Genomic DNA, 25,502 nt, shown 5'->3' with positions numbered 1-25,502 from the left:
TATTATGCTTCGTACGTCTTCATAAATTGGGGAATGTGATGAATAATTTGATGTGGTAAAACAACGTATTGGCTTTTAGCTAGTTGATCTGCAATGGCACTATGGGTATAAACTGCAGCAACGACGGCATTTTCCTTATTAGCGAATTGAGCAACAAAGCCACCGACCATGCCAGCAAGCGTATCACCCATTCCACCAGTGGCTTGAGCAGGAGTACCAACTGTATTTTCATAAACCGCGTCTTTAGTATAGACTTGGGTTCGATGCGACTTTAAAACAACAATGGCATTTAGTTGATCGCGAACGGAGCGGTTCTTATTAGTATCTGACTGATCAGCAAGTTTGATTCCAGATAATCGTTGCCATTCAACTTGATGGGGAGTAAAGATTAGGTGGGCATCTGGCAAGGATAAGTGCTGGTTAGCTACCATTGTGATCGCAGATCCGTCAATCACTAAAAATTGGTTCGGCTTAACGGTTTCAAAAACCGCCTTTAAAACCGCTAACGCTTCATCATCAGTACCAAGTCCGCACCCAATTACGATTACATCTGCACCACTTATTGAGGTCTTTAAAGTAGCCGAGTCATGATAATCGGCCACCATTGCTTCTGGTAGTTGGGAGTGAATGCTGGTGCGATTGACAGGATCGGTCAAAGTCGTGACTAATCCCGCTCCTGAATAGACGGCGGCCATTGTGGCCATAATAATCGCACCACCGAAATTAGCGTTGCCACCAACTAGCGTGATATGGCCGTACGTACCCTTAAAACTATTATCAGGTCTAACTCTAATCGTTTGTTCGACGATCGATTTATTAATGTATTTCATTGTTTCCACCTCTTGAATTTATTATACCATTCTATTTTAGCTGCTTTAAACATGTCAACTATTTTAAGTTATGCTAAAATTGAAATAGCTACATAAATTTAGGAGGTTAATCTTTATGACTGTTGATTGGAAACAAAAAGCAAAGGCTTATCAAGAAGATTATTTACAAGATTTAAAGGAACTCGTATCAATTGATAGTGAACGTGATGATGAACATGCAACTGATGAATTTCCACTTGGACCAGGTCCTGCAGCTGCATTGGCTAAGTACTTAGAAATTGGGCAACGGGATGGTTTTAAAACCAAAAACTATGATAACTTAGCTGGTTATATTGAATACGGTGATGGTGATCAGACCCTAGGAATCATTGTGCATGCCGATGTAATGCCAGCTGGTGAAGGTTGGAACACCGATCCATTTGAATTAACGACTAAGGATAACGTTCTTTACGGGCGGGGAACTTCTGATGACAAGGGCCCAGGACTAGCAGCTTATTACGGATTAAAGATGTTAAAAGATGCTGGGATTAAACCTAAATTTAAGATCCGCTTCTTAATTGGGACTGATGAAGAAAGTAACTGGACTGGAATCAAACACTATTTATCATTAGAACCAGCACCTGACTTTGGCTTTTCTCCTGATGCTGAATTTCCAGTCATTAATGGTGAGAAGGGAAACACTACTTTTGTAACCACATTTAGTGGTAATAATAATGGTGAAGAAGATACCGAATTTACCCTCCGTAGTTTTAAATCCGGATTACGTGATAATATGGTCCCAAGAGATGCGTTTGCAGTATTGGAATCTGATAATAATGAAAAGGTTTCAGATGATTTTACTAAATTCTTGGATTCATACCCAGTTAGCGGTGATTCTCAAGTTACCGATGGGGGCTTGCAATTGCACGTGATTGGTAAATCTGCTCACGGAATGGAACCAGACGATGGTGTAAATGCGGGGACTTATTTAGCACTGTTCCTCAGTCAATACCAATTTGCGGGTGATGCAAATAACTTTATTTCATTTATTGTTAATAAACTGCACAACGATTCCAGAGGTCACCATTTAGGGATTAACTTAACTGACGATGTAATGGGTGATCTAACAATGAACATTGGAATCATGCGTTTCGATATTAAGGATGGTGGAATGGTCAACACTAATTTCAGATATCCAAAGGGCATGGGACCCGCTGATATTATGAAGGGGTTAAATGCAGGTGCTAAGGGTGGCAAAGTGACCCAAGAAGATGATATGGGTCCCCACTATGTATCAGCCGATGATCCAATCGTTAAAACATTGGTCTCTGTATACAAAGACCTAAGTGGCGATGATGAAGCAAAGCCACACGTTGTTGGTGGAGGATCATTTGCACGGCTAATGGAAAGAGGGGTCGCTTTCGGAGCCCTTTTCCCATGGACTAAGAATACGATGCACCAAGCTAATGAATTTCAGCCAATTGATGATTTAATGTTAGCAATGGCGATTTATGGTAAAGCTTTAGCTAAATTGAATGAATAATAACTAAATCAAAAATCCGTCTAAGGTTAAATTCAGGGTGAATTCAACTTTAGACGGATTTTAATTTTTAAACATTAAATTTTAGCACGGCAGCATCAATTTGTTTTAATACAATGGGCAGATTACTTGGATTGGATAAATCATATTTTTGAAGGTCGATTTTAATCTTAGGACTTTCATCATATTCAGCAAACCAATTTTGGTATGCTTTCCATAATCGATAATAATAGTTCTTTAATTCCGGATTTGTATCAAATTGTTCATATTCACGCCCTCTTTTTTTGATTCGATTAAGAATCGTATCAAAATCAGCATAAGCATATACCATGAGGTCTTGATGAGAATTGGGAATCGAAGAAAGATCACTGCGCATGTTCATTAATAGTTCATTGTAGACCGCAAGTTCGGTATCTGAGATATTACCATCGATATTATTCTGTTTTGTAAACAGGGCGTCTTCATACATTGAACGGTCTAAAACATTGTGATTTTGTTTTAATGCCCTTTTGATCATCTTAAAACGTTTGTTCAAAAAGAAAATTTGTAGTAGAAAACCATATCGCTTTGGATCACGATAGTATAATGGTAATACGGGGTTGTCACCTACAGGTTCATAATAAGGGCGGCTATTGAAGTGCTTAGCAAGTTTACCGGTCAGGGTCGTTTTACCAACGCCGATCATTCCAGAAGTAATTATCAAAATTTAACCTTCCTTTACTTAACAACATAAAATAGAAGGCACTTAACCAATTTAATTAGTTAAATGCCATTTTTAATGGGCTATTTGCTAGAGTTTTGACTAGTTGCTGATGATGAATCAGCAGCACTGCTTGAAGCATTACTAGCAGAGTCAGCATTAGAATCTCCATTTGGGTTTTGACCATTCGTTTGAATTAACCCCTTAATATCAGTTAATAATTGATCGGTAGTACTGATCTTAGTACTAGTATCGCGTTTAACAAGTTTATTAACGACTTTAACAATTATGAAAACTACAAATGCGATAATTAAGAAGTTAATGATGGAGTTAATAAAAGAACCTAGCTTAAAGTGGGCTTTGCCCACTGTGAACACGATTCCGGATAGATCAATTTTTCCTAAGAAAATTCCAATTAATGGATTGATCAAGTCAGAAGTAAGGGACTTAACGATAGCAGTGAATGCAGATCCAATAATGACCCCGACGGCTAAATCAATTACATTTCCTCTAGCAATAAAAGCTTTAAAATCTTTAAGCATAATGACTCTCCTTTGTTTAGCATAGCTAGATATTATATAATATATTTATATTCTAACAGATAATTTGTAAATCTTATAATAAAATGTAGAAATGGTGGTTTATTGAATAAAAAGGATTATATTTGGCTAATTGTTTTCATATTGATAGTGGTAATTACTACTTTTGTAATCACGATGAATTTAAACATTAGCGAATTTCAAATCATTACAACGTGGGTAATTGTTTGTATTTTGTTACAGATTACTTTAACTTCAGTAATTATTATCAAAACTAAACAAAAAATAAAACAGCAACATAAATCTGAAGATGAGGAATGATTAAAATTAAAGATAAATATTCACAAATTTTAAAGTCGTTCATGCGATTCGGAGTAATCGCTACTTTTAGTGTAACGACTTTTTCAGTTTTAGAAACTAGTGTTTACGCTAAAAAAGTTACAACTAAAAAAGTGGTAACAGCCGTTAATGGTAATCAAAGCCAAACGATTAACTTAATTTTAAAACCACGCTCTGAAAATCAACTGAGTAATTATATCGATCGCACTGTTACGCCGGGTAACGATAATTACCGTAAGTACTTAACCCCCAAACAGTTTGCTAAAACATATGGTCAGTCTAGTGGGACGATTAACGTTATTACTAAGTATTTTAAAAAGTATCATCTTAAGACGACCGTGTATTCTGGGAACTTAAACGTTAAGATTACCGGTAAAACTAAGAATGTTGAAAAGGCATTCAAAGTTAAGCTAAATAATATTAAGGTAACTGGGGATAGTTATCAAAAAACTAATCATAAGTATAAGTTACCTAACAATATTAACAACAAGACGTTAGGCATATTTGGATTGAATAATAATACTTATACTAATCCTGAAAAAACAATCACTGCAAAACTATCTAGTCAACAAAGCAAAATTAATACTTATCAGGGAGCGCCTCAAAAATTTATGGATACCTATAATGCAGGAGCACTTTATAAGAATAACCACGTTGGCGCAGGGCAAACCATCGGAATTATTTCATTTGCGAAGTTCCATGCTAGCGATGCAAATAAGTTTTGGGACTCAGAAGGAATTCCTGCCAAGGCGAACCGAATCAAAACCTATCAAATTGGGAAGAGTTCCTATAATGGTGAGGATGAAACTGCAATGGATGTTGAGCAAGCTGGTGCAGTTGCTCCTAAAGCCAATATTAATGTTTACGTAAGCAATCCATCCGCAACTGGAATGATCAATTCATTTGCAACTGCGATTTCCAAAAATGTGGTCAGCACCCTATCGGTTAGTTGGGGACAAAGTGAAAACCAGGTTAAAAGTCAGATTAAAAGTGGGCTACTACCAGCTAACTATAATCAAATTATGAATTTATTATTCCAACAAGCTGCGGTTCAAGGGATTAGCGTATTTGCTTCTTCTGGTGATAACGGTGCTTATGATGGGATGGGTGAGAATCGGTACCCGAAGTTAACGGTTGATACACCAGCTAACTCACCATATGTAACTGCAGTTGGTGGAACAACGTTACCAAGAAACTACACTATTAATGGAAAGAAATATACTGTTGCTCAAGAACGGGCATGGAGTAATGACTTTCTATATCCTAAATTTGATAATCAACCAACGCTAACACCTACTAAGAACCCTGCCAAGTGGATAACAAGTTACTTTTCAGGTGGTGGTGGGGGCTTTAGTACCCTCAATTCTGTCCCTGATTACCAATCTGGCTTTAGTGGGGTTGGAACATTTCGGGCGAGTCAAATTTGGGAATATAGTAAGGGCTATTTGAACCGCTTAAATAATCCCCAAACGATCATTGGAACTCGTGAAGGACGGAACCTTCCTGATATTTCTGCCAATGCTGATCCAAATACAGGCTATTCTTCTTATCATAATGGAAAATGGTTCGTTACAGGTGGCACTAGCGTGGTCAGTCCCCAAATTGCAGGGATGGCTGCTGTTATCAACAGTGCGCAGGGGAAAAGAATGGGCTTTTGGAATCCGCAAATTTATCGGTTTGCAGCGGCTTCTAACTCACCATTTACCCCGTTAGATAGCGCGACTAATAATAATAATCTTTACTATACGGGACAACCTGGTAAATTATATAACCAAGCAACTGGATTAGGAACGGTTGACTTTGGTAAATTAAATACTGCCTTTAGCAATCAAAAATAAAAATAACGCCCATGGTGGGCGTTATTTTTTTACAATATTTTTACAGCCTTTTTACAGTAAACCGAACTTTAAGATGATCTTTATTTCTAATTGTTCGTGTTTTTGTTGACGGATTTCCATTCAATTGGTATCATTAAAGTACCAAATTAATAAAGGAGACTTTTTGATGGAAGTTGCACTCGTAATGGGATCAATCTCAGATTGGCCAGTAGTAAAGCAAACTGCTGAAATGCTTGATAGATTAGGAGTTAGTTATGATAAGCACGTCATTTCTGCTCATCGGATGCCAGAACAATTACAGGAATTTGGCTCTAAAGCAAAAGACGAACATTATCAGTTGATTATTGCTGCTGCTGGCGGTGCTGCCCATCTCCCTGGGATGATGGCTGCTAATACTACGCTTCCAGTGATTGGAATCCCTGTTCAGACCAAGGCTTTGAACGGGATGGATTCATTGTTATCAATGGTTCAAATGCCATCTGGAGTTCCAGTTGCGACCGTTGCGATTGGTAATGCTGGTGCTAAGAACGCAGCAATTTTAGCTGCTCAGATCATTGCATTACACAATCAAGATGTAAATCAAAAACTAGTTCAGTTCAGAAATGAACAAACCGAGGAGGCTATCAAGAGTAATGACCAACTCAATTAAGACTATTTTGCCACCAGCCACCATTGGAATCTTAGGGGGTGGCCAATTAGGCCAAATGATGGCACTAGCCGCTAAGTCAATGGGATATAAAGTGGGCATCTTAGATCCAACCCCAGGGGCACCTGCAGCCCAAGTTTCTGACTTTCAAGTCGTGGCTGATTATGATGATCAAGCCGCACTCGAAGAATTGGCTCAAAAATCAGACGTTTTAACCTATGAATTTGAAAACGTTGATCAAAAAGCCCTTTCAAAAGTGACGAACTTAACTGATGTCCCCCAAGCAATCGATGAACTAACGATTACTAGTCATCGGCTGCATGAAAAGAATTTCTTAAAGGATAATGGCGTTCCAGTGACTGAATTTGCCGCTGTCAACACGGCTGATGATCTAAAACAAGCGGTTGCAACGATTGGTTTTCCAGGCATTCTCAAGACCTGTGAGGGTGGTTATGATGGCCATGACCAAATCGACATCAATGATCAATCAGATGTTGAAAAAGCGCTTAGCCAGTTGAACGATCGTGAATGGATCTTTGAAAAGAAACAACCATTTGTAAAGGAAGTTTCAATCATGGTCACAAGGGATGCTAGTGGCAAGATCATTCCATTCCCATTGAGTGAAAATATCCACAAACACCACATCCTTCATACCAGTATCGTTCCAGCGCGCGTCGATTCAGAAGTGCACGAACAAGCCAGTCAAATTGCAACTAAAATTGCCGATGGCTTAGCACTCGTTGGGGTATTAGGGATTGAATTTTTCTTAATGGCTGATGGACGACTATTGGTCAACGAATTGGCACCACGGCCCCATAATTCAGGCCATTATTCGATTGAGGCCTGCAATGTTTCACAATTTGAGGCCCACATCAGAAGTATTTGTGGACTCGAAATTCCCACAATTACCCAAGACCACAAAGCAGTGATGGTCAATTTATTAGGTGATAACCTTACAAAAGCGCGCGAAGATTTACCAAAGAACCCCGCATGGCACTTCCATGATTATGGGAAGGCTGAAATTAGACCAGGTCGCAAGATGGGCCACATCACCGTAATCGGGGATTCATTCGACGATTTATTAGCACAAGTTAACCAATTTAAATAAGGAGTGCATTCAAATGGCATTAGTTGCTTCAGGAAAAACCAAAGAATTATACACTACAGACGATCCGAAAGTATTACGCGTTCACTACACTAACCACACCACTGCAGGTGATGGGGAAAGAAATGAATTGATCGAAGATAAGGGAGCAGTCAATAACCAAATTTCGAGTTTGATTTTTGGCTACTTGAATTCCAAGGGCGTTGCGACCCACTTCGTGAAACAATTGGACGCCACTGATCAATTGAACAAGAGCGTTCACATGATTCCACTAGAAGTGGTAATTAGAAACCTTGCTTCAGGGCATTTCCAAAAACGGTTTGGAACTAAGTATTTACAAGCCCTAAAGAAGCCAGTCGTAGAATACTTCTTTAAGAGCGACGAACTCCACGATCCATTGGTTAACGATTCTGATGCCGAAGCACTTGATATTGCGAGTGAAGACCAATTGGTAACGATGCGTGAGACCGCCTTAAAGGTTAACCAGTTAATGAAGCAACTATTTGAATCAATGAACATCATCCTAGTTGACTTTAAAGTTGAATTTGGGATCACTGATGACGGCCAAATTATCCTTGCTGATGAAATTTCACCCGATTCATGTCGTCTTTTAGATGCTGACACAAAGCAATCCCTAGATAAGGATGTGTTCAGAAAGCAAACTGGTGACATGATGACTGGTTATCGCGAAATTCTATCAAAATTACAAGCAGCGCTACAATAGGGGGATTCTTAAAATGTATTTAGCTAAAATCTACGTTACGCACAAACCATCAATTCTAGATCCACAAGGTGAAGCTGTGAAGAATGCTTTACACCGTTTGGATTACACTTCAATCGAATCCATTTCACAAGGAAAGTTCTTTGAAGTAAAGATCAAGGCTGATAGTAAGGATGCTGCGGTTAAAACGATCGAATCAATTTGTAAAGATTTGTTAGTGAACCAAAACATGGAAACCTACCGTTATGAAGTAGAGGAAGGATAGAGACCAATGAAATTCGCTGTAATTAGTTTTCCCGGTTCTAACTGTGATTGGGATATGTATTACGCAATTAAAGATGCGCTTGGTGAAGATGTTGACATGGTCAGATCAGATGAAACTAATTTGGATCAATACGATGGCGTAATGATTCCTGGTGGCTTTTCTTATGGTGACTACTTAAGAAGTGGTGCGATTGCTCGTTTTGCACCCGTTATGCCAGCAGTCAAGAAGTTGGCAGATGCTGGTAAGCCAGTCCTTGGGGTCTGCAATGGATTTCAAATCTTAGTTGAAGCTGGGTTATTACCAGGGTCACTGCAAAATAACGTTAGCATGGAATTTATTTCTGATTGGGCCCCTTTGAAGGTGGTCAACCCTAATACGATGTTCACGAACGGCTATCAACCAAATCAAGTCATTAACATTCCCATCGCCCATGGGGAAGGAAATTACTACTGTGATGATGCAACGTTACAAGAATTAAAGGATAACCATCAAATTGTCTTTACTTACGAAGATAATCCGAACGGCAGTTACGAAAACATTGCTGGAATTACCAACAAAGCAGGGAACGTCTTGGGAATGATGCCCCATCCTGAAAGAGCGGTTGAAGCCATCTTAGGTGGGACCGACGGCCTAACTTTATTCCAATCAATCTTAAATCAAGTGAGGAGCTAATAGCAGTGCAAAAACAAGTTGAACTTTCCCCCGAAGAAATTAGAGATCAAAAAATTTATCGTGACTGGGGATTAACTGATGGTGAATATGATTTAATTTCCAAAAAACTTTTAAAACGCCTCCCAAATTTTACTGAAACTGGTTTGTATTCTGGAATGTGGAGTGAACATTGTTCTTATAAGAACTCCAAGCCCATTCTACGTAAGTTTTGGACCAAGGGCTCCCGCGTGATTCAAGGGCCTGGTGAAGGGGCTGGGGTGTTAGACATTAACGATGGCCAAGCCGTTGTCTTCAAGGCCGAAAGTCATAATCACCCAAGTTTCGTGGAACCATACGAAGGGGCTGCGACCGGAGTGGGGGGCATTATCCGTGACATCTTCTCAATGGGTGCCAAGCCAATTGCTTCACTTGATAGCCTCCGCTTTGGTGAATTGTCTAACCCTAAGAACCGCTTTTTATTAGATAAGGTCGTAGCTGGAATTGCCGGTTACGGTAACTGTATCGGGATTCCAACCGTCGGTGGTGAAATTAGTTTTGACCAGTGCTACGATGGTAACCCACTTGTTAACGTTATGTGTGTCGGAATCATGGATCAAGCTGATATTGAAGCTGGTCGGGCCCATGGAACTGGGAACTCGATTATCTATGTTGGTGCAAAGACTGGGCGCGATGGAATCAATGGTGCGACCTTTGCTTCTAGTCAATTCAGTAAGGAAGAAGAATCCGACCGTTCTGCCGTTCAAGTCGGGGATCCATTCATGGAAAAGCTCTTGGTCGATGCCTGTCTCAAAATTACGCACAACCACAGTGATATCCTAGTCGGGATTCAAGATATGGGAGCCGCTGGGTTGGTCTCATCTTCTGCTGAAATGGCCGCTAAGGCTGACAGTGGAGTTGATTTGAACTTGGACCTCGTTCCCCAACGCGAACAGGGGATGACGCCTTATGAAATCATGCTTTCCGAATCACAAGAAAGAATGCTCCTCTGTGTTAAGAAGGGCCATGAACAAGTCGTTTTAGATGTTTTTGAAAAGTACGGTTTAGATGCAGTCGTAATTGGGAACGTTAATGATGATGGCCAATACCGACTTTCTCAACACGGTCAATTGGTTTGTGATATTCCAACCAAGACCTTAGTCGATGACGTTCCAGAATACACCCACCCACTAGTTGAACCAGCTCGGCTCAAAGCCCCCGCTGCTGAATTTACACCTGAATTTGATGATTTAGGGGCAATGGTCAAGCAAATTTTAGGCCAAGCAACGATTGCTTCGAAGCAGTCTGTTTATCGCCAATACGATAGTCGGGTTCAAGCCAACACCGTCTTAGCACCCGGAAGTGATTCCGCAGTGGTTCGGATCCGTGGCACTAAGAAGGCGCTTGCGATGACAACTGACTGTAACGCCCGTTACATCTACTTGGATCCATTCCAAGGGGGTCAGATCGCCGTTGCCGAAGCCGCTAGAAATATCGTGGCGAGTGGCGCGCTGCCAATTGGGATTACCGATTGTTTGAACTTTGGTAACCCCGATGATCCTGAAAGCTACTTCGAAATGAGCAAGTCTGCTGAAGGAATCGCAAAGGCCTGTGAACAATTCGATGCACCCGTAATTGGCGGGAACGTTTCACTTTATAATGAAACTGATAATCAAGCGATTTACCCAACCCCATTGATTGGGATGGTCGGGTTGATCGAATCAAACGACAATATTACTAAGTCGGATGCTAAGGCTGCTGATGAACTCGTCTACGTAGTCGGCAAAACCTTTGATGACTACAGTGGTTCAGAAATTCAAAAGTTATTAGCTGGTAAGATCAGTGGTAAGATCGACCACTTTGACTTAGCAACTGAGGCTGAAAACCAAAAGCTCGTTCATGAAGCAATTGTCAACAAGCTCGTTGACAGTGTCCATGACGTTAGCGAAGGGGGACTGATCGTAACCCTCTTAGAAACCCTATTTGCAAACGGTCTCGGCTTTAACGGGAAGGCTGACTTGACCCGTGAACAACTATTTGCGGAAACCCAATCCCGCTTTGTGATCACCGTTGCCAAAGCCGACCAAGCAGCATTTGAACAACTAGTTGGTGATCACGCGACATTATTAGGAACGACCACTGATGATCATGAATTGAACCTAGCATTAAGCAACGATAATTTAAAATTAGATGTAAATGAAATGAATCAAATTTGGAAAGAGGGACTCTCATGGCTAATGAAGTCAAAAGCTTAAATGATGAATGTGGTGTCTTTGGAATCTGGGGGACTCCTGATGCAACCCGCTTAACGTACGACGGGTTACATGCATTACAACACCGGGGGCAAGAAGGGGCTGGAATTGCCTCTAATGACCATAACCAACTTCATAGATACCGCGGTTTAGGTTTATTGGCCCAAGTATTTGAAGACCCACAAACGTTGGAAATCTTGAATGGAAATTCAGCAATTGGTCATATTCGCTATGCCACTGCTGGAAGTCACAGCATTAACAACATCCAACCATTCTTATTTGAAAACACCAAGAATCACTTCGCCATTTCGCATAACGGGAACTTGACGAATGCGGATACGTTAAAGAAGGAATTAAAGGCCAAGGGCGTTCAATTCCAATCCGACTCCGATAGTGAACTCTTCGGGGACTTGATCGAAGTTTCTGAAATGGATGACTTCACTGACAAAATCAAGGATGCTGCGAACCGAATGCACGGTGGTTTTGCATACGTCTTGATGTCAACCGATGCAATGTATGCGATTAGTGACCCTAACGGCTTACGGCCATTGGTAATGGGGAAGCGCGCCGACGGTAGTGTCGTGATCTGTAGTGAAACCTGTGCCCTAGACCAAGTCAAGGCCGAATTTATCCGTGACCTCGAACCAGGGGAATTGATCAAGGTCGACAACGACGGGATTAAGATCGACCATTATACAACTGACACCGAATTAACAGTGTGTTCGATGGAATACGTTTACTTTGCCCGTCCAGACTCCGTAATTCACGGGGTCAGCGTCCACGAAGCTAGAAAGCGCATGGGAGCCCAAGTTGCCCGCGAACATCCCGTTAAGGCTGACGTCGTAATCGGGGTGCCCAATTCATCACTTTCCGCTGCGATTGGGTATGCCAACGAAAGTGGAATCCCATACGATATGGGAATGATCAAGAACCAATACGTTGCTAGAACCTTCATCGAACCAACCCAAAAGAAGCGTGAACGCGGGGTTTCAATGAAACTATCCGTGGTCAAGCCCGTTATTGAAGGCAAGGACATCGTCTTAGTCGATGATTCGATCGTGCGTGGAACCACTAGTCGCTACATCGTACAATTATTGCGGGATGCGGGTGCAAAGTCGATTCACGTGCGGATTGCGTCTCCTGACTTGAAGTTCCCATGTTTTTACGGAATCGACATTCAAAAGCCAAGTGAATTGATCGGGGCTAACTACAGTGTTGATGGCATTCGTGACCAAATCGGTGCCGACTCACTCGGCTACCTTAGTGTAGAAGGGTTGATCGATTCGATCGGCTTAAAGTCTAATAACAAGTACCACGGGTTATGTACGGCCTACTTTGATGGTAAGTACCCCACCCCACTTTATGATTATGAAGAAATGTATGCAAAGGAAGCAAAGCGTTTACACCTATATGAAGGGATGAATTAGATGGCCGACCAATATAAAGAAGCGGGCGTTGACATTGAAAGTGGCGCCCAAGCGGTTAACCAGATCAAATCGATCGTAAAAGCCACCCAGGATGCAAATGTGATTGGTGGCATCGGTGGGTTTGGTGCCGAATATAGTTTGAAGGACAGCTTTACGAAGTTCAAAAACCCAGTTTTGATCTCTGGAACTGACGGGGTGGGGACGAAGTTGTTGTTAGCAATTCAAGCCCACCTCCACAACACGATCGGAATCGATTTAGTTGCAATGTGTGCAAATGACATTTTGGCCCAGGGTGCAGAACCACTCTTCTTCTTGGATTATGTCGGGGTCGGCAAACTAGACCCTGCTCAAATGAAGGAGATTGTTTCTGGAATCGCGGATGGGTGTAAGCAAGCTGGCTTATCACTAATTGGTGGTGAGATGGCTGAAATGCCCGGCATCTATACCAATGGCGACTACGATTTAAGTGGATTTGCCGTTGGGATTGGTGATAAGGATGAATTGTTGAGTGCCGATAACGTTAGGGAAGGCGATGTCTTGATTGGCCTGGCTTCTAGCGGGGTGCATTCAAATGGTTTCTCGTTGGTCCGTAAGATCATCAAAGACGCAAAGCTAGACGTTGATAAGACCTATCCTGGGTTCGATCAGCCGTTGATTAACGCGTTATTAGAACCCACTAAGCTCTACTACCATGCGGTCAACCCATCGATTCAAGCCGATTTGATTCACTCGATCGCCCACATTACGGGTGGGGGGATCGCTGATAACCTTTCACGCAGCATTCCAGATGACTTGACCGCCCAGATTGACCGCAGTAGCTGGCAAGTCCCAACGCTCTTTAAGGCACTGCAAGAATGGGGTCACTTGGACACAAGTGATATGGACCAGGTCTTCAACCAGGGAATTGGAATGGTATTAGTGGTTCCAAAAACAAACGTGGCCGCCGTTGAAAAGAACTTAGCGGCACAATCACAAGCATATTATCAAATTGGTAAGGTGGTGAAACGCAATGCAGCAGCAGTCGAAATCAACTAATGCCAAGCCCCTTCCAGTCGCCATTTTCGCCTCTGGGAACGGGACCAATTTTGAAGCGATTGCGAAGGCTGATTTACCGATCGATATTAAACTATTGATCTGTGATCACCATGATGCATACGTTTTAACGCGGGCCGCTAAGTTCGGCGTCCCAGCATTGGTGGTGGAAGCAAAGAAGGGTGTTACTAAGCAACATCGCGAATCGATCATGTTGACCCACTTACGGGCCGCTGGGGTCGAGGCCATCTTTTTAGCTGGCTACATGCGCATCATTGGCCCGACTTTATTGGATGCTTACCCCAAGAAAATCATCAATATTCACCCGGCATTACTGCCTAATTTTCCAGGATTGCACGGAATTGAGGATGCTTATGCAGCCAACGTTTCCAAAACTGGGGTGACAATTCACTATATTGATTCTGGGGTCGACACGGGTCAAATTATCGCCCAACAAAGTGTTGATCGGTACCCAGATGATAAGATTGAAGATTTAGAAACTAGGATCCATGATGTTGAACATCAACTATATCCAAACACAATTTTTGAACTAATAAAAAAAGGAGTGCTCTAAATTGAAAAAGTTAGCATTATTAAGTGTTTCTGATAAAACTGGAATCGTCGATTTCGCCAAACAACTGGAAGAACGTGACTACGAAGTGGTTTCCACTGGCGGAACTTTGAAAGCATTATTGGATGGTGGGGTTGACGCAATCTCAGTTGAAAAAATTACGAATTTTGATGAAATGCTTGATGGTCGGGTTAAGACTTTACACCCCCGCATTCACGCTGGAATCTTAGCGCGTCGTGATAACAAAGAACATATGCAACAAATTAAAGATCAAGGCATCGATCCAATCGACTTAGTATGTGTGAACCTCTACCCATTCAAAGAAACGATTGAAAAACCAGACGTAACCGATGCTGATGCAATCGAAAACATCGATATTGGTGGTCCTTCAATGTTAAGAGCAGCTGCTAAGAACAGCCAAGATGTGATCGTCATTACCGACGTGAACGACTATTCTGAATTCATTAAGCGCTACGACGCCGATGAATTAGATGCTGCTTACCATCGCCACTTGGCTGCGAAGGTCTTTCGTCACACTGCAGCATACGATGCCTTGATCGCTCAATACTTAACCAAGGAAGAATTCCCAGAAAAGCTCACTTTAACTTACGAAAAGGTTCAAGACATGCGTTATGGTGAAAACAGTCACCAAAAGGCTGCTTACTACAGTGAACCAATTCCTGAAAAGTACTCACTTGCAAACGCAAAGCAACTCCACGGGAAAGAATTATCATACAACAACGTCCGTGATGCAGATGCTGCGCTGCGGATTATCGCTGAATTCCCAGAAAAGCCTGCGGTAGTGGCATTAAAGCACATGAACCCATGTGGAATCGGGACTGCTGATGACCTATTAACTGCTTGGAACCTGGCTTATGAATCAGATCCTGTTTCCATCTTTGGTGGAATCATCGCTTTGAACCGCGAAGTCGACCTAGCCACTGCTGAAAAGATGCACGCAATCTTCCTAGAAATCGTCATTGCTCCTTCATTCACTGATGAAGCCTACGACGTTTTAGCTAAGAAGAAGAACATTCGACTATTGACATTGCCATTTGGCCCAATCGATCCTAAGGGCAAGGACGAAGTGAGTGTGCTCGGTGGGATGTTAGTTCAAGACCGCGATCTTCTTCACGAAGCGCCAGCTAACTTCAAGGTTGTTTCCAAGGTTCAACCAACCGAGGCTCAATTAAAGGCATTGGCATTTGGTCAAAACGCCGTTAAACACGTTAAGAGTAACGCCATCGTTGTTACGACTGATAGCCAAACCCTAGGAGTAGGGGCTGGGCAACCGAACCGAATCGATTCAACTAAGATTGCGATCGAAAAGGCTGCTGACAAGCCTAACTTTGCTAACGCCATTCTTGCTTCCGATGCATTCTTCCCAATGGATGATTGTGTTGAATTTGCCGCTAAGCATGGCATCAAGGCCATCGTTGAACCAGGGGGAAGTATTAAGGACAAAGATTCAATTGCAAAGGCCGATGAACTCGGTATCGCATTAGTATTCAGTGGCGCCCGTCACTTTAAGCACTAATATATTTGGGAGAGATTATGATGGAAAATTGGCTTTTGGTTGGTTCTGGTGGCCGTGAATATTCAATCGCAAAGAAGTTAGTTGAAAATGGCGATCGCAACGTTTACGTAGCTCCAGGAAACCCAATGATGAATCAGATTCAAAACGTGGGGACCGTTGACATTGATGAAATGGACTTTCAAGCCCTGGTGGAATTTGCAAAGCAAAATCACATTGACTGGACGATCGTGGGCCCCGAAGCCCCATTATCGATGGGAATCGTGGATGTTTTTAGGGAAAATGGTCTCAATATCTTTGGCCCGACTAAGGTTGCTGCCCAATTGGAAAGCTCCAAGGCCTATGCAAAGCAGATCATGGCAAATCGTGGCGTGGCTACCGCTTCCTACCAGGAATTTCAATCGGCAGCTGCAGCAATCGAATACGTTCGCAAGGGCAGCTTTCCGGTGGTGATCAAGGCGAACGGCCTTGCCGCTGGGAAGGGTGTCATCATCGCTAAGGACGAAGCGAATGCCGTGGATTCGATTAACCACCTTTTTGAACTCAAACCTGATTCTGAAGTATTGATCGAAGAATTCATGGCGGGGCAAGAATTTTCCTTTATCGTAATGGCGAACGGTACTAATGTGGTCCCAATGCGGATTGCCCAAGATCACAAGCGGCTTAAAAACGACGACCAAGGACCTAACACCGGTGGGATGGGGGCTTACAGTCCCGTTCCGCAGTTTAGCCAGTCCGTAGTGGACGGGGCAATGAAGGACATCATCATGCCCGTCTTAGAAGAAATGAAGGCCCAGGGGCATCCCTTTACCGGATTTCTCTATGCCGGCTTGATTCAAACTAAGAACGGCACTAAGGTCATTGAATTCAACGTGCGGATGGGTGATCCAGAAACCCAGGTTATTTTACCCCAATTAGAGGATGACTTCGGGTCCGTAATTGAACAATTAATGGCAGGAAAAACTGTGAAACCAAAGTGGCAGACTGGTCAATACTACTTAGGAGCAGTGATTGCCGCTGCCGGTTATCCAGCTGAACATAAGGACCACTTACCATTGCCACGGTTTAATGATGATCAGATCAGCGTTAGTTATGCCGGGGTCGCTGAAGTTGACAACCAACTTGTCAGCCATGGTGGCCGAGTGTTGATGGTCATTGCTAACGATTCAGACTTAAAGCAAGCTCAAACCAAAGTAAATTCAGCACTGAGCCAATTTGTTAATTCTAATGACTATGAGTACCGAACTGATATTGGTAGTAAAGCTTTTAAATAATAATCCAAAAGAAGCTGGATTTTTTAAAATCTAGCTTCTTTTTTTGTTGTTTTTTCTTTTATGATTTGGCATGATAGACTGTATATAAACAAAATTAGTGGGTGAAAAAAATGGAAACGATTCGTTTGAACAACATGCAATTTCATTCCCACATTGGGGTATTGCCTGAAGAACGCGTTGTCGGGCAGGATATTCAAATCGATGTGATAATGAAAACCAACTTTAAACAACTAGTAACATCTGATGACGTAAAGGATACTTTGAACTACGGTTTGGTATTTGATGAGGTCGCTTCCGTAGTGGCCAACAGCCGAGTCGAATTAATTGAAACCTTAGGGGCAAGCATCATTGCCGAGGTTCAAAAGCACCACGGTGCGCAATTGGATCGCCTGATCGTCAAGATCAGAAAAATCGCCCTGCCGATCGACGGGGTTTTGGATAACGTGGAAATTGAATTGGAAGGGTAATTATTTTGACAACTGCATATTTAAGTTTAGGGAGTAACCTAGGCGATAAGCTAAATGAGCTTCAACAAGCCATCGACCTATTGAATCAAGCTGCTAACGTCACCGTTACTAAGGTCTCTGATGTTTATCAAACATCGCCAGTCGGTGGGGTGAAGCAGGATGACTTTTATAACATTGCGGCCCAAGTTCAAACTAGTTTGAGTGCCGAACTGCTGTTGAGTTTGATTCATTCAATCGAACAAAAACTACATCGGGTCAGAAAAATTCACTGGGGACCTCGGACGTTGGATATTGATATTATTTTATTCAGCAACGAACGTATCGTTAGCGAGACACTGGTGGTTCCCCACCCAGAAATGAATAATCGTAAGTTTGTTTTACGACCATTGATGCAGATCTATGACGGTGATGCTACTAAATTACAAGCGGCCTATGATCGAATCGATGGCCAAGAAATTGAAGGGATTGGAAGTTTGATCAAGTTATGAATGAAGAACAACAAAATAAAATCGAATCAGCAGTTAGGGACATCCTAACAGCGGTCGGCGAAGATCCCGATCGTGAGGGCCTAGTTGAAACCCCCAAGCGGGTGGCCAAGATGTACGGGGAGGTTTTTTCATCCCTCAATAACCAGTTTACTAATTATAAGGTCTTTAATTCAGACGTTGAGGATAACGGGACCGTGATCGTCCGTGACATCCCATTTTATTCGATGTGCGAACACCACTTATTACCATTCTTTGGCAAGGTGACCGTGGCATACGTCCCACGGGATGGCAAAATTATCGGATTAAGCAAGATTCCGCGCTTAGTCGACTTTGTGGCTAGTCGGCCCAGCGTTCAGGAAAACATTACCCACCAAATTGGGGTCCAACTAGATGACATTCTTCATCCAAAGGGGGTCGCCGTAATTGCCGATGCTCGCCACATGTGCATGGAGATGCGGGGGGTCAAAAAAGAAGCCGGCAGCACTAGAACCACTTATTATCGAGGCATTTTTAAGGATCCAACCACTAAACGTGAATTGTTAGAAGAAATGAGGCTGAACTAGTTGAATAAGGAATATCAAGATGGACTCAATCAAATTAACCACACTATGAAATACGATGGAATGGAACGGATCGACCTGCTCAGCAAAATTGTTAATAAGATGGTTGAAAATCAGCCGAAAAGAACCGTTATTCGTGTGGCTGGAACTAATGGAAAGGGAAGCACGGCTCAGCTGATCAATAATATTTTATTATCAGCTAACAAATCAGTTGGGCTATTTACCAGTCCATACATCCTAGATCCCCTAGAACAAATTCATTTGCAGGGCCACCAAATCACTTCAGATCAATTCTTATCAGCCGAAAAAGCAGTTCGAACGAAGGTAAGCCAACTGGGAATCGATTTTGAAAATGACATTTCGGAATTTGAGACCTGGTTTTTGATTGCGGTGCAGTCGTTCATTATGGCCAAGGTCGATTTCATGATCTTGGAATGTGGAATGGGTGGTGAGTTGGATGCGACCAATGCGATTGACCACTCGGACTATAGCATTTTTACTTTGATTGGGTTGGACCATTTTAAATTCTTGGGGGACACGCTCGAACAGATTGCGACAACGAAGGCGCGGATGATTCGTGAAGGAGAACAGGTCATCAGTTATCCGAACCAGCCTCCCGTAGTGGCGAAAATTATTGACCAAGTGGCCAATGCCCGCCACGCTTCGGTTAACGTTGCTAATGATATTAAAACATTCGATGTGATAATGAGTTCTCCTACTGATTTCATGGCTTTATTATTGGTCTATCATGATTATGTGCTGCCACTCACCACTAATTTACACGGTAGGGCACAGTCTGAAAACATCAAGCTGGCCATTAAGTGGTGGGAAGTCTATGAACGTGATCACCCCGATTCAATTGATAGGGGGGAATTATCAAAAGGAATTGAAGTGACTGAAAAGCTCGGATGCTTTAGCACCCTTTCGAATGGGTGGATCGTTGACGGGGCTCATAATCGAGATGCCATCCGTGCATTCGTAGATACCGTTAATGAGTTAGGGACACAACAAGTTAAATTGATTATGGTCGGTTTTTTAGCTGATAAGGAAGTCGAACAATGTGTTCATGAATTACAGGGGATCAAACACGCCATTTTTTTGACCGTGACACCTGATAATCCAGATCGCAGCTTACCTGCCAAAGAACTATACAAATTGTTCCAAAATGAACCGGAAGTCAAATCTGGTACCAATTCGGTCTTTAATGTGGAAACCATTGCTGAGGCGGCCAAAACATTTGATGAAGTTGATCCAAAATCAGAAGATTTAAAATTAGTCGTTGGCTCCTTTTATACGGTCAGGGGCGTGATGGAAGTGATCAACGGAAAGGAAGCTTAACATGCCAGTTAAAGAAGTACCCATGCAAAACCAAAATGATTTAATCAACATTGAGATTCCACAAGCCTATGTGAATGAGCGACTACGTAATTTGTTGCAGCTCTTACACATTAACAACTGGGGGGCCGATCCACTATCAATGGTGATTAGCAAGGTTCAACTACACCAACTCCTAAATAGCAAGGAAATCTTGCATCCCGATTTAGTTACTGAGCTGACCGCCATTTACAAGCGCCACCAAATTATGCTGCGGGGGGCTAACTTTGCGTTGGACCTTACCATCGATCCTGCGGTAATGGCCATTTTGAATACTAGTCCTGATTCCTTTTTTGACGGCGATGCGACCCTAAACGATCAAAAGATTTTGACCAAGGTCGAATCATTTATGGCTAATAACACTAAGATTATTGATCTAGGGGGCCAATCAACGCGCCCTGGTTATCAAGAGATCACTCCCGCAGTGGAGATTAAAAGAACCGTTCCATACATTAAAATGATCAAAAAAGCCTTCCCTGAGGCCATCATTTCTGTCGATTCATATAAGCCCGATGTAATTAAGGCTGTCTTGGATGCTGGGGCTGACATCATTAACGATGTGAACGGATTTGAAGATAATCCCGCCAAGCTAAAATTGGTTGAAGAATACCATCCCGCATTGGTTGCGATGTATAATAATCGGATTAGTCAATGGGGACCAGACCAACTACCGAAGTTCTTTGCCAATCGGAAAAAGATGTTCGCTGAAATTGGCATTCATGATGATAACTGGGTCATTGATCCAGGAGTTGGGTTCTTGGCTAAGGATAGTCAGGCCACAGATATCGACTTGATCAGAACGATTCGGGAATTGAGTGAAATGAACATCCCAACGTTAATTGCCATCTCGCGCAAGAGCATGTTCAAGAAGTTGTTTGGCATCGATGCTTCGCAAAACATTTGGTCCACCCTGGTGGCAGAATTGATGATGGTCCACATGGGGGGCCAAATCATTCGGGTGCACGATTATGAAGAGACCAACCTAATGTTACAGATGCGTAAGCAACTGGAATTTCCAAGGAGCAACCAATAGGATGGACGCGCGTGCAATGCTTCAATTAATTGAGCGGCTCCATGATTCTAGATACCAGATCAAAGAGACCGCTTACCAAACGGCGCGGCAATTCATTCAACAAAATTCAGCCGCAATGTTCGATCGTAAAAACATGCATGGTCACTTTAGCGCCAGTGCGTTTGCTTGGCAGGATCAATCGATTTGGTTCATTAAGCATCCCTACCTCCACACGATCTTATTACCAGCGGGGCACGTCGAACTGGGTGAGACTCCATTAATGACTGCGCAGCGTGAGTATCGTGAAGAGACTGGCTTTGCGACCCATCCAATCAATGATTCATTGAACGGCTTGCGGGACTTAAATATCATTTCGATTCCTGCTAATCCATTAAAAAATGAGGGGGCTCATTTTCACGTTGATTTGCGGTATGAATTAGCGATTAGTTCCCAACAACGGGCCCAAGCCGAACTGCCTAGTTTTTTGATTGATCGTTGTGAAGCCCCAGGTGAATTTCATAAATATTTTGATCAGCGAAAATAAAAAGGAGAAGACAACTGTCTTCTCCTTTTTATTAGAATGCCCCAAGCAGGATTCGAACCTGTACTTGATAAAATCAAACAGCGACCTGAACGCTGCGCGTCTGCCAATTCCGCCATTGGGGCAAAGCAACATTCATTTTACTATAGTTTGGAAATAAAATAAAGCTGATTATCATAATTTAGTTGCTAAATTACGAGAAATGGTTATTATAAATAACTAGGAATTATGGTAAACTGCTTTTCAACTTTTGTTAAGAAATGGCAACGTTGGTAGTTTGCTAAACTATTTTTTGATACAATTAGTATTTGAAGAATATTTAAACTTAATTTAAAAATAAATAAGAATTGATAATAACAAAGGGGAAAATTAATATGTGTGGATTCACTGGTTATGTAAATCAAAAGGATGTCCCTAGCAATACGATCGTTAATATGGCAAATCGGATCAGACATAGAGGTCCTGATGACGAACAATACTTTCAAGATGATCATATTTCGATGGGATTTCGGCGCTTATCCTTCCTTGATTTAGCACATGGTGGGCAACCAATGTTTAGTGAGGACAATACTAAGGTCTTGACTTTTAATGGTGAAATTTATAATTATGAAGAAATCAGAGAAGAATTAAAGCAAAAGGGTTACAAGTTCTATACTGACGTTGACTCTGAAGTTTTAATTCGCGGTTATGAAGCATGGGGTCCAGAACTACTTAAAAAGCTCCGTGGAATGTACGCATTTGTTATCTATGATAGCAAGAAGCAAGAAATCTTTGGGGTTCGTGATCACTTTGGGATTAAGCCACTTTATTACTACGATGATGGTGATGCCTTCATGTGGGGTTCAGAAATTAAGGCTTTCTTGGATAACCCAATGTTCAATAAAGAGTTAAATATTGATATGTTGCCAATCCACTTAAGTTTTGAATTTATTCCATCTCGCGATACCATGTTCAAAAATGTTTATAAGGTATTGCCAGGACAATACTTTATTCACCACATTGGCGGCGAGACTGAATTGCACCGCTACTTTAGATTTAATTACGATCACGTTGATGAAAATCAAACCATTGATGGTGACGCTAAGCAAATTAGTAAGATCGTTAAGGACTCCGTTGAAAAACACATGATCTCAGATGTTCCAGTGGGGAGCTTTTTATCAAGTGGTGTTGATTCCAGTTACGTATTGAATGAGGCTTCGAAGCTAAAGCCAATTCAATCATTTTCACTTGGTTTTAAAAACTCTAAGTACAGTGAATTAGCATGGTCAACAGAATTTGCGAAGGAAATTGGTCAAAAGAACACACCCGTATACATTAATGGGGATGATTACTTTAATTTCTTACCAACCATGATGTATTACATGGACGAACCGCTCTCCAACCCATCCGCCGTCCAACTTTACTACTTATCCAAGCGGACGCGCCAAGATGTAAAAGCCGCACTATCTGGTGAAGGAGCCGATGAATTTTTCGGTGGTTACAATACTTACTTAGAAGCATTTCCGTTTGAACGCTACCAAAAATGGGTTCCTAAGGCAGTTCGGAAGGGCTTGGCTGCAGTGGCTGAAAAAATGCCACGGTTCCATGGTCGGCGCTTCTTGATCAGAGGGGCCCAACCACTTAGTGAACGTTACTATCGGGTCAACTACGTCTTTAACTACGATGACCGTGCCAAAGTCTTGAAGGATCCATCGCTCAACCAGGATTCAGGACAATTCACTAAGCACATCTTTGATGAAGTCAGTGGTAAGGATGAAATGACGCAAATGCAATACTTCGATATCAATACGTGGTTACCATTTGATATTTTGCACAAGGCCGATCGAATGAGCATGTGTAACTCCTTGGAAGTGCGGACTCCATTGGTCGATCGTGAAGTGGCTGCGTTTGCTGCTACGATGCCAATCAAGACCCGAATCCATAAGGGGGAAACTAAGGTCTCATTGCGTAGAGCAGCAATGGCTGCGTTACCCGAAAAGGTTGCTAATAAGGAAAAATTAGGTTTCCCATCCCCAATTGCTTCATGGATGAACATGCCTAAATTCCACGAACAAATTGAAGAAGCGTTCACTTCTGACGTTGCGCAACGGTTCTTTAATGTTGATGAATTACAACGAATCGTAAAGGAACACGCAAGCGGAAAATCAAATATGCAAAAGATTTTCACAATTTATACTTTCATTCTTTGGTACGAAGTATTTTTCCCAGAAAATACATCTGCTGATACGATCAAAAAAGTTCATAAAACAAAATAATTTTGTTTTAGGAAGGGTGAATTGCAGTGGCTTTAAAAAGCGCGGAAATTATCACACTACTACAAGAGCACGCACTGTTGACCAAGGTCGTAGGGCCGATCGACCAAGTTAGCTTTACAAATATTGAATATGACTCTCGGGCGATCAAAGCCAATGGGTTATTCTGTTGCAAGGGCAATTTTAAACCCGAATACCTGACGGCTGCCGTTAACAATGGTGCCACTGGTTACTTAGCTGAACAAGAACAGCCCACTGCTGCGGCTTCCTTACCTGCAATCATTGTCAGTGATGTGCAAAAAGCAATGGCCTTATTAGGAGCGGCATTTTATGGTTATCCCCAAAATGAGCTATTCATTATCGCCTATACTGGGACGAAGGGGAAAACGACTGCTTCTTACTTTACCGATGCTAGTTTGCAGGAAGTAACGAACGGGCGGACCGCAATGTTTTCAACCATTGATACGGTCGTTGGGCCCAAAGCGAGTCAACGTTTTAAGTCCCATCTGACTACTCCAGAATCACTAGATGTTTTTAAGAATATGCGAATGGCAGTTACTAACGGGATGACAACTTTGGTGATGGAAGTATCATCGCAAGCATACAAGAAAAATCGGGTCTATGGATTACACTTTGACGTCGGAATCTTCTTGAACATTTCACCAGATCATATCGGAGCCAATGAACACCCGACGTTTGCTGATTACTTGCATTGCAAAGAACAACTATTGGTCAATTCGAAGGTCTGCATTATTAATGCTGAGACTGATTACTTGAATGACGTTTATCAAACTGCCAAGGCGACTTCTCAACCAGCTGATATCTATTTGTTCGCTCGTAAACATGCTAAAACTCAATTACCGTTACCGATCGATTTTAGTTACATCAGTACTGCAGATACCCTGGAACATAATGCAATTAAGGTATTTGCAAATGATGAACGGGCAAAGCGGTTATCAATTGCAGCTGATTATCAACTAGCGCTTGCTGGTGATTATAATGAATCGAATGCGATGGCTGCAATCATTGCCGCTGCTTTGGCTGGTGCCAATGCAGAGCAGATTGATCGCGGGCTGGCTAGCGTTTTGATTCCTGGACGAATGGAAAGTTATCATGCTAATGGCCATGGAACGGTTTACGTTGATTATGCCCATAACTACGCTAGTATGCACGCCCTGCTAGGATTCTTAAAACGTGAAAATCCAGCAGGGAGGGTAATCGTTGTGGTCGGTAGTCCTGGAAATAAGGGTGAAGATCGGCGTGAAGGGTTCGGCAAGGCCTTGACCGAAAGCGCCGATGTGGCTTTTCTTACGACTGATGATCCAGCATTTGAAGATCCAAAAGCAATTGCAAATGAAATCGATGCCCACATTGATCATCACCGAGTTGAGGTGCACTTTGAAATGGACCGCAAACAAGCGATTGAACGGGCAATCAATGCAGCTGGTGAACACGACATGGTCGTAGTCGCTGGTAAGGGACGCGATCCATATCAAAAGATCAATGGCGTCGATGTGCCCTACGAAACCGATTCGGTAGTAGTTAAAAATATCTTGAAGGGATTCTAA

Annotated in this window: 21 protein-coding genes, 1 tRNA gene and 2 pseudogenes; 20 read left to right on the top strand and 4 right to left on the bottom strand. The window is 42.3% G+C overall.

All coding sequences use genetic code 11. The features are described 5' to 3' along the window. Nucleotides 1-2: 2 nt before the first annotated feature. Nucleotides 3-830 carry an NAD(P)H-hydrate dehydratase gene (locus tag ACSVI6_RS05300; RefSeq protein ID WP_491719601.1) on the bottom strand — a complete coding sequence of 276 codons (828 nt, stop codon included), beginning with the start codon at nt 828-830 and terminating at the stop codon, nt 3-5. A 115-nt stretch (nt 831-945) separates the two neighbouring features. Here ACSVI6_RS05300 and pepV point away from each other — a divergent pair, with 115 nt between their 5' ends. Next, the gene (gene pepV, locus ACSVI6_RS05295; protein ID WP_491720597.1) at nt 946-2,352 is read left to right on the top strand and encodes a dipeptidase PepV; all 1,407 of its coding nucleotides are present in this window, start codon (nt 946-948) and stop codon (nt 2,350-2,352) included. Between the two features lie 67 nt (nt 2,353-2,419). Here the strand turns inward: pepV and ACSVI6_RS05290 are convergent, their stop codons facing one another. Both ACSVI6_RS05290 and mscL read right to left on the bottom strand, forming a co-directional pair. Then, on the bottom strand, nt 2,420-3,055 hold the full coding sequence (locus ACSVI6_RS05290) for a deoxynucleoside kinase (RefSeq protein WP_491720950.1): 636 nt from the start codon (nt 3,053-3,055) through the stop codon (nt 2,420-2,422). A 185-nt stretch (nt 3,056-3,240) separates the two neighbouring features. Beyond that, nucleotides 3,241-3,591 (bottom strand): annotated as a pseudogene (gene mscL, locus ACSVI6_RS05285) (large conductance mechanosensitive channel protein MscL); the annotation flags it as partial. Nucleotides 3,592-3,905: 314 nt separating this feature from the next. Between mscL and ACSVI6_RS05280 the strand changes: the two are divergent. The 17 genes and pseudogenes from ACSVI6_RS05280 to ACSVI6_RS05200 all read left to right on the top strand — a co-directional run bounded on the left by ACSVI6_RS05280 (nt 3,906) and on the right by ACSVI6_RS05200 (nt 21,685). Next, a complete protein-coding gene (locus tag ACSVI6_RS05280) occupies nt 3,906-5,765 on the top strand; it encodes a S53 family peptidase (protein WP_491716423.1) in 1,860 nt (619 codons plus the stop codon). A 163-nt stretch (nt 5,766-5,928) separates the two neighbouring features. Beyond that, complete coding sequence (gene purE, locus ACSVI6_RS05275) at nt 5,929-6,414, top strand: 5-(carboxyamino)imidazole ribonucleotide mutase (RefSeq protein ID WP_491719599.1); 486 nt, start codon at nt 5,929-5,931, stop codon at nt 6,412-6,414. Further along, nucleotides 6,398-7,519, top strand: a complete 1,122-nt coding sequence (gene purK / locus ACSVI6_RS05270) for a 5-(carboxyamino)imidazole ribonucleotide synthase (RefSeq protein WP_491719598.1) — start codon at nt 6,398-6,400, stop codon at nt 7,517-7,519. Before purE ends, purK begins: the two co-directional genes overlap by 17 nt. Before the next feature lie 13 nt (nt 7,520-7,532). Next, complete coding sequence (gene purC, locus ACSVI6_RS05265; RefSeq protein ID WP_491716421.1) at nt 7,533-8,240, top strand: phosphoribosylaminoimidazolesuccinocarboxamide synthase; 708 nt, start codon at nt 7,533-7,535, stop codon at nt 8,238-8,240. Between the two features lie 13 nt (nt 8,241-8,253). Then, the gene (gene purS, locus ACSVI6_RS05260) at nt 8,254-8,502 is read left to right on the top strand and encodes a phosphoribosylformylglycinamidine synthase subunit PurS (RefSeq protein WP_491716420.1); all 249 of its coding nucleotides are present in this window, start codon (nt 8,254-8,256) and stop codon (nt 8,500-8,502) included. A gap of 6 nt (nt 8,503-8,508) precedes the next feature. Continuing rightward, nucleotides 8,509-9,174 carry a phosphoribosylformylglycinamidine synthase subunit PurQ gene (gene purQ, locus ACSVI6_RS05255; protein WP_491716419.1) on the top strand — a complete coding sequence of 222 codons (666 nt, stop codon included), beginning with the start codon at nt 8,509-8,511 and terminating at the stop codon, nt 9,172-9,174. A 5-nt stretch (nt 9,175-9,179) separates the two neighbouring features. Next, a complete protein-coding gene (gene purL, locus ACSVI6_RS05250) occupies nt 9,180-11,405 on the top strand; it encodes a phosphoribosylformylglycinamidine synthase subunit PurL (protein WP_491720596.1) in 2,226 nt (741 codons plus the stop codon). Beyond that, a complete protein-coding gene (gene purF, locus ACSVI6_RS05245; protein ID WP_491716417.1) occupies nt 11,381-12,829 on the top strand; it encodes an amidophosphoribosyltransferase in 1,449 nt (482 codons plus the stop codon). The genes purL and purF overlap by 25 nt, the downstream gene beginning before the upstream one ends. Continuing rightward, complete coding sequence (purM, locus tag ACSVI6_RS05240; RefSeq protein ID WP_491719596.1) at nt 12,830-13,864, top strand: phosphoribosylformylglycinamidine cyclo-ligase; 1,035 nt, start codon at nt 12,830-12,832, stop codon at nt 13,862-13,864. Beyond that, nucleotides 13,839-14,435, top strand: coding sequence for a phosphoribosylglycinamide formyltransferase (gene purN, locus ACSVI6_RS05235; RefSeq protein WP_491716415.1), 597 nt, complete (start codon nt 13,839-13,841; stop codon nt 14,433-14,435). The genes purM and purN overlap by 26 nt, the downstream gene beginning before the upstream one ends. A gap of 1 nt (nt 14,436) precedes the next feature. After that, nucleotides 14,437-15,969: a bifunctional phosphoribosylaminoimidazolecarboxamide formyltransferase/IMP cyclohydrolase gene (gene purH, locus ACSVI6_RS05230; protein WP_491720595.1), complete on the top strand. Its 1,533-nt coding sequence runs from the start codon at nt 14,437-14,439 to the stop codon at nt 15,967-15,969. Nucleotides 15,970-15,989: 20 nt separating this feature from the next. Further along, complete coding sequence (gene purD / locus ACSVI6_RS05225; protein ID WP_491720594.1) at nt 15,990-17,240, top strand: phosphoribosylamine--glycine ligase; 1,251 nt, start codon at nt 15,990-15,992, stop codon at nt 17,238-17,240. Nucleotides 17,241-17,350: 110 nt separating this feature from the next. Then, entirely contained in the window at nt 17,351-17,707 is a 357-nt protein-coding gene (gene folB, locus ACSVI6_RS05220) for a dihydroneopterin aldolase (protein ID WP_491719594.1), read from the top strand. A 5-nt stretch (nt 17,708-17,712) separates the two neighbouring features. Beyond that, nucleotides 17,713-18,758, top strand: a pseudogene (gene folE / locus ACSVI6_RS05215) (GTP cyclohydrolase I FolE). After that, nucleotides 18,759-20,093 (top strand): bifunctional folylpolyglutamate synthase/dihydrofolate synthase, encoded by a 1,335-nt coding sequence (locus tag ACSVI6_RS05210; protein WP_491719593.1) that lies wholly within the window; start codon nt 18,759-18,761, stop codon nt 20,091-20,093. It begins immediately after the preceding pseudogene. A gap of 1 nt (nt 20,094) precedes the next feature. Further along, nucleotides 20,095-21,162 carry a dihydropteroate synthase gene (gene folP / locus ACSVI6_RS05205; RefSeq protein WP_491719592.1) on the top strand — a complete coding sequence of 356 codons (1,068 nt, stop codon included), beginning with the start codon at nt 20,095-20,097 and terminating at the stop codon, nt 21,160-21,162. Nucleotides 21,163-21,178: 16 nt separating this feature from the next. Then, nucleotides 21,179-21,685, top strand: a complete 507-nt coding sequence (locus ACSVI6_RS05200) for an NUDIX domain-containing protein (protein ID WP_491720593.1) — start codon at nt 21,179-21,181, stop codon at nt 21,683-21,685. Between the two features lie 37 nt (nt 21,686-21,722). On the opposite strand, the gene ACSVI6_RS05195 is transcribed toward ACSVI6_RS05200, so the two are convergent. Then, a tRNA-Leu gene (locus ACSVI6_RS05195) sits at nt 21,723-21,807 on the bottom strand. Between the two features lie 249 nt (nt 21,808-22,056). On the opposite strand from ACSVI6_RS05195, the gene asnB reads away from it, so the two are divergent. Further along, complete coding sequence (asnB, locus tag ACSVI6_RS05190; protein ID WP_491716408.1) at nt 22,057-23,937, top strand: asparagine synthase (glutamine-hydrolyzing); 1,881 nt, start codon at nt 22,057-22,059, stop codon at nt 23,935-23,937. A gap of 26 nt (nt 23,938-23,963) precedes the next feature. After that, the gene (locus tag ACSVI6_RS05185) at nt 23,964-25,502 is read left to right on the top strand and encodes a UDP-N-acetylmuramoyl-L-alanyl-D-glutamate--2,6-diaminopimelate ligase (protein WP_491720592.1); all 1,539 of its coding nucleotides are present in this window, start codon (nt 23,964-23,966) and stop codon (nt 25,500-25,502) included.

Source organism: Nicoliella sp. ESL1106 (genome assembly GCF_058509965.1).
The sequence above is the reverse complement of the archived record's forward strand: the minus strand, read 5'-3'. Positions and strand labels throughout refer to the sequence as shown.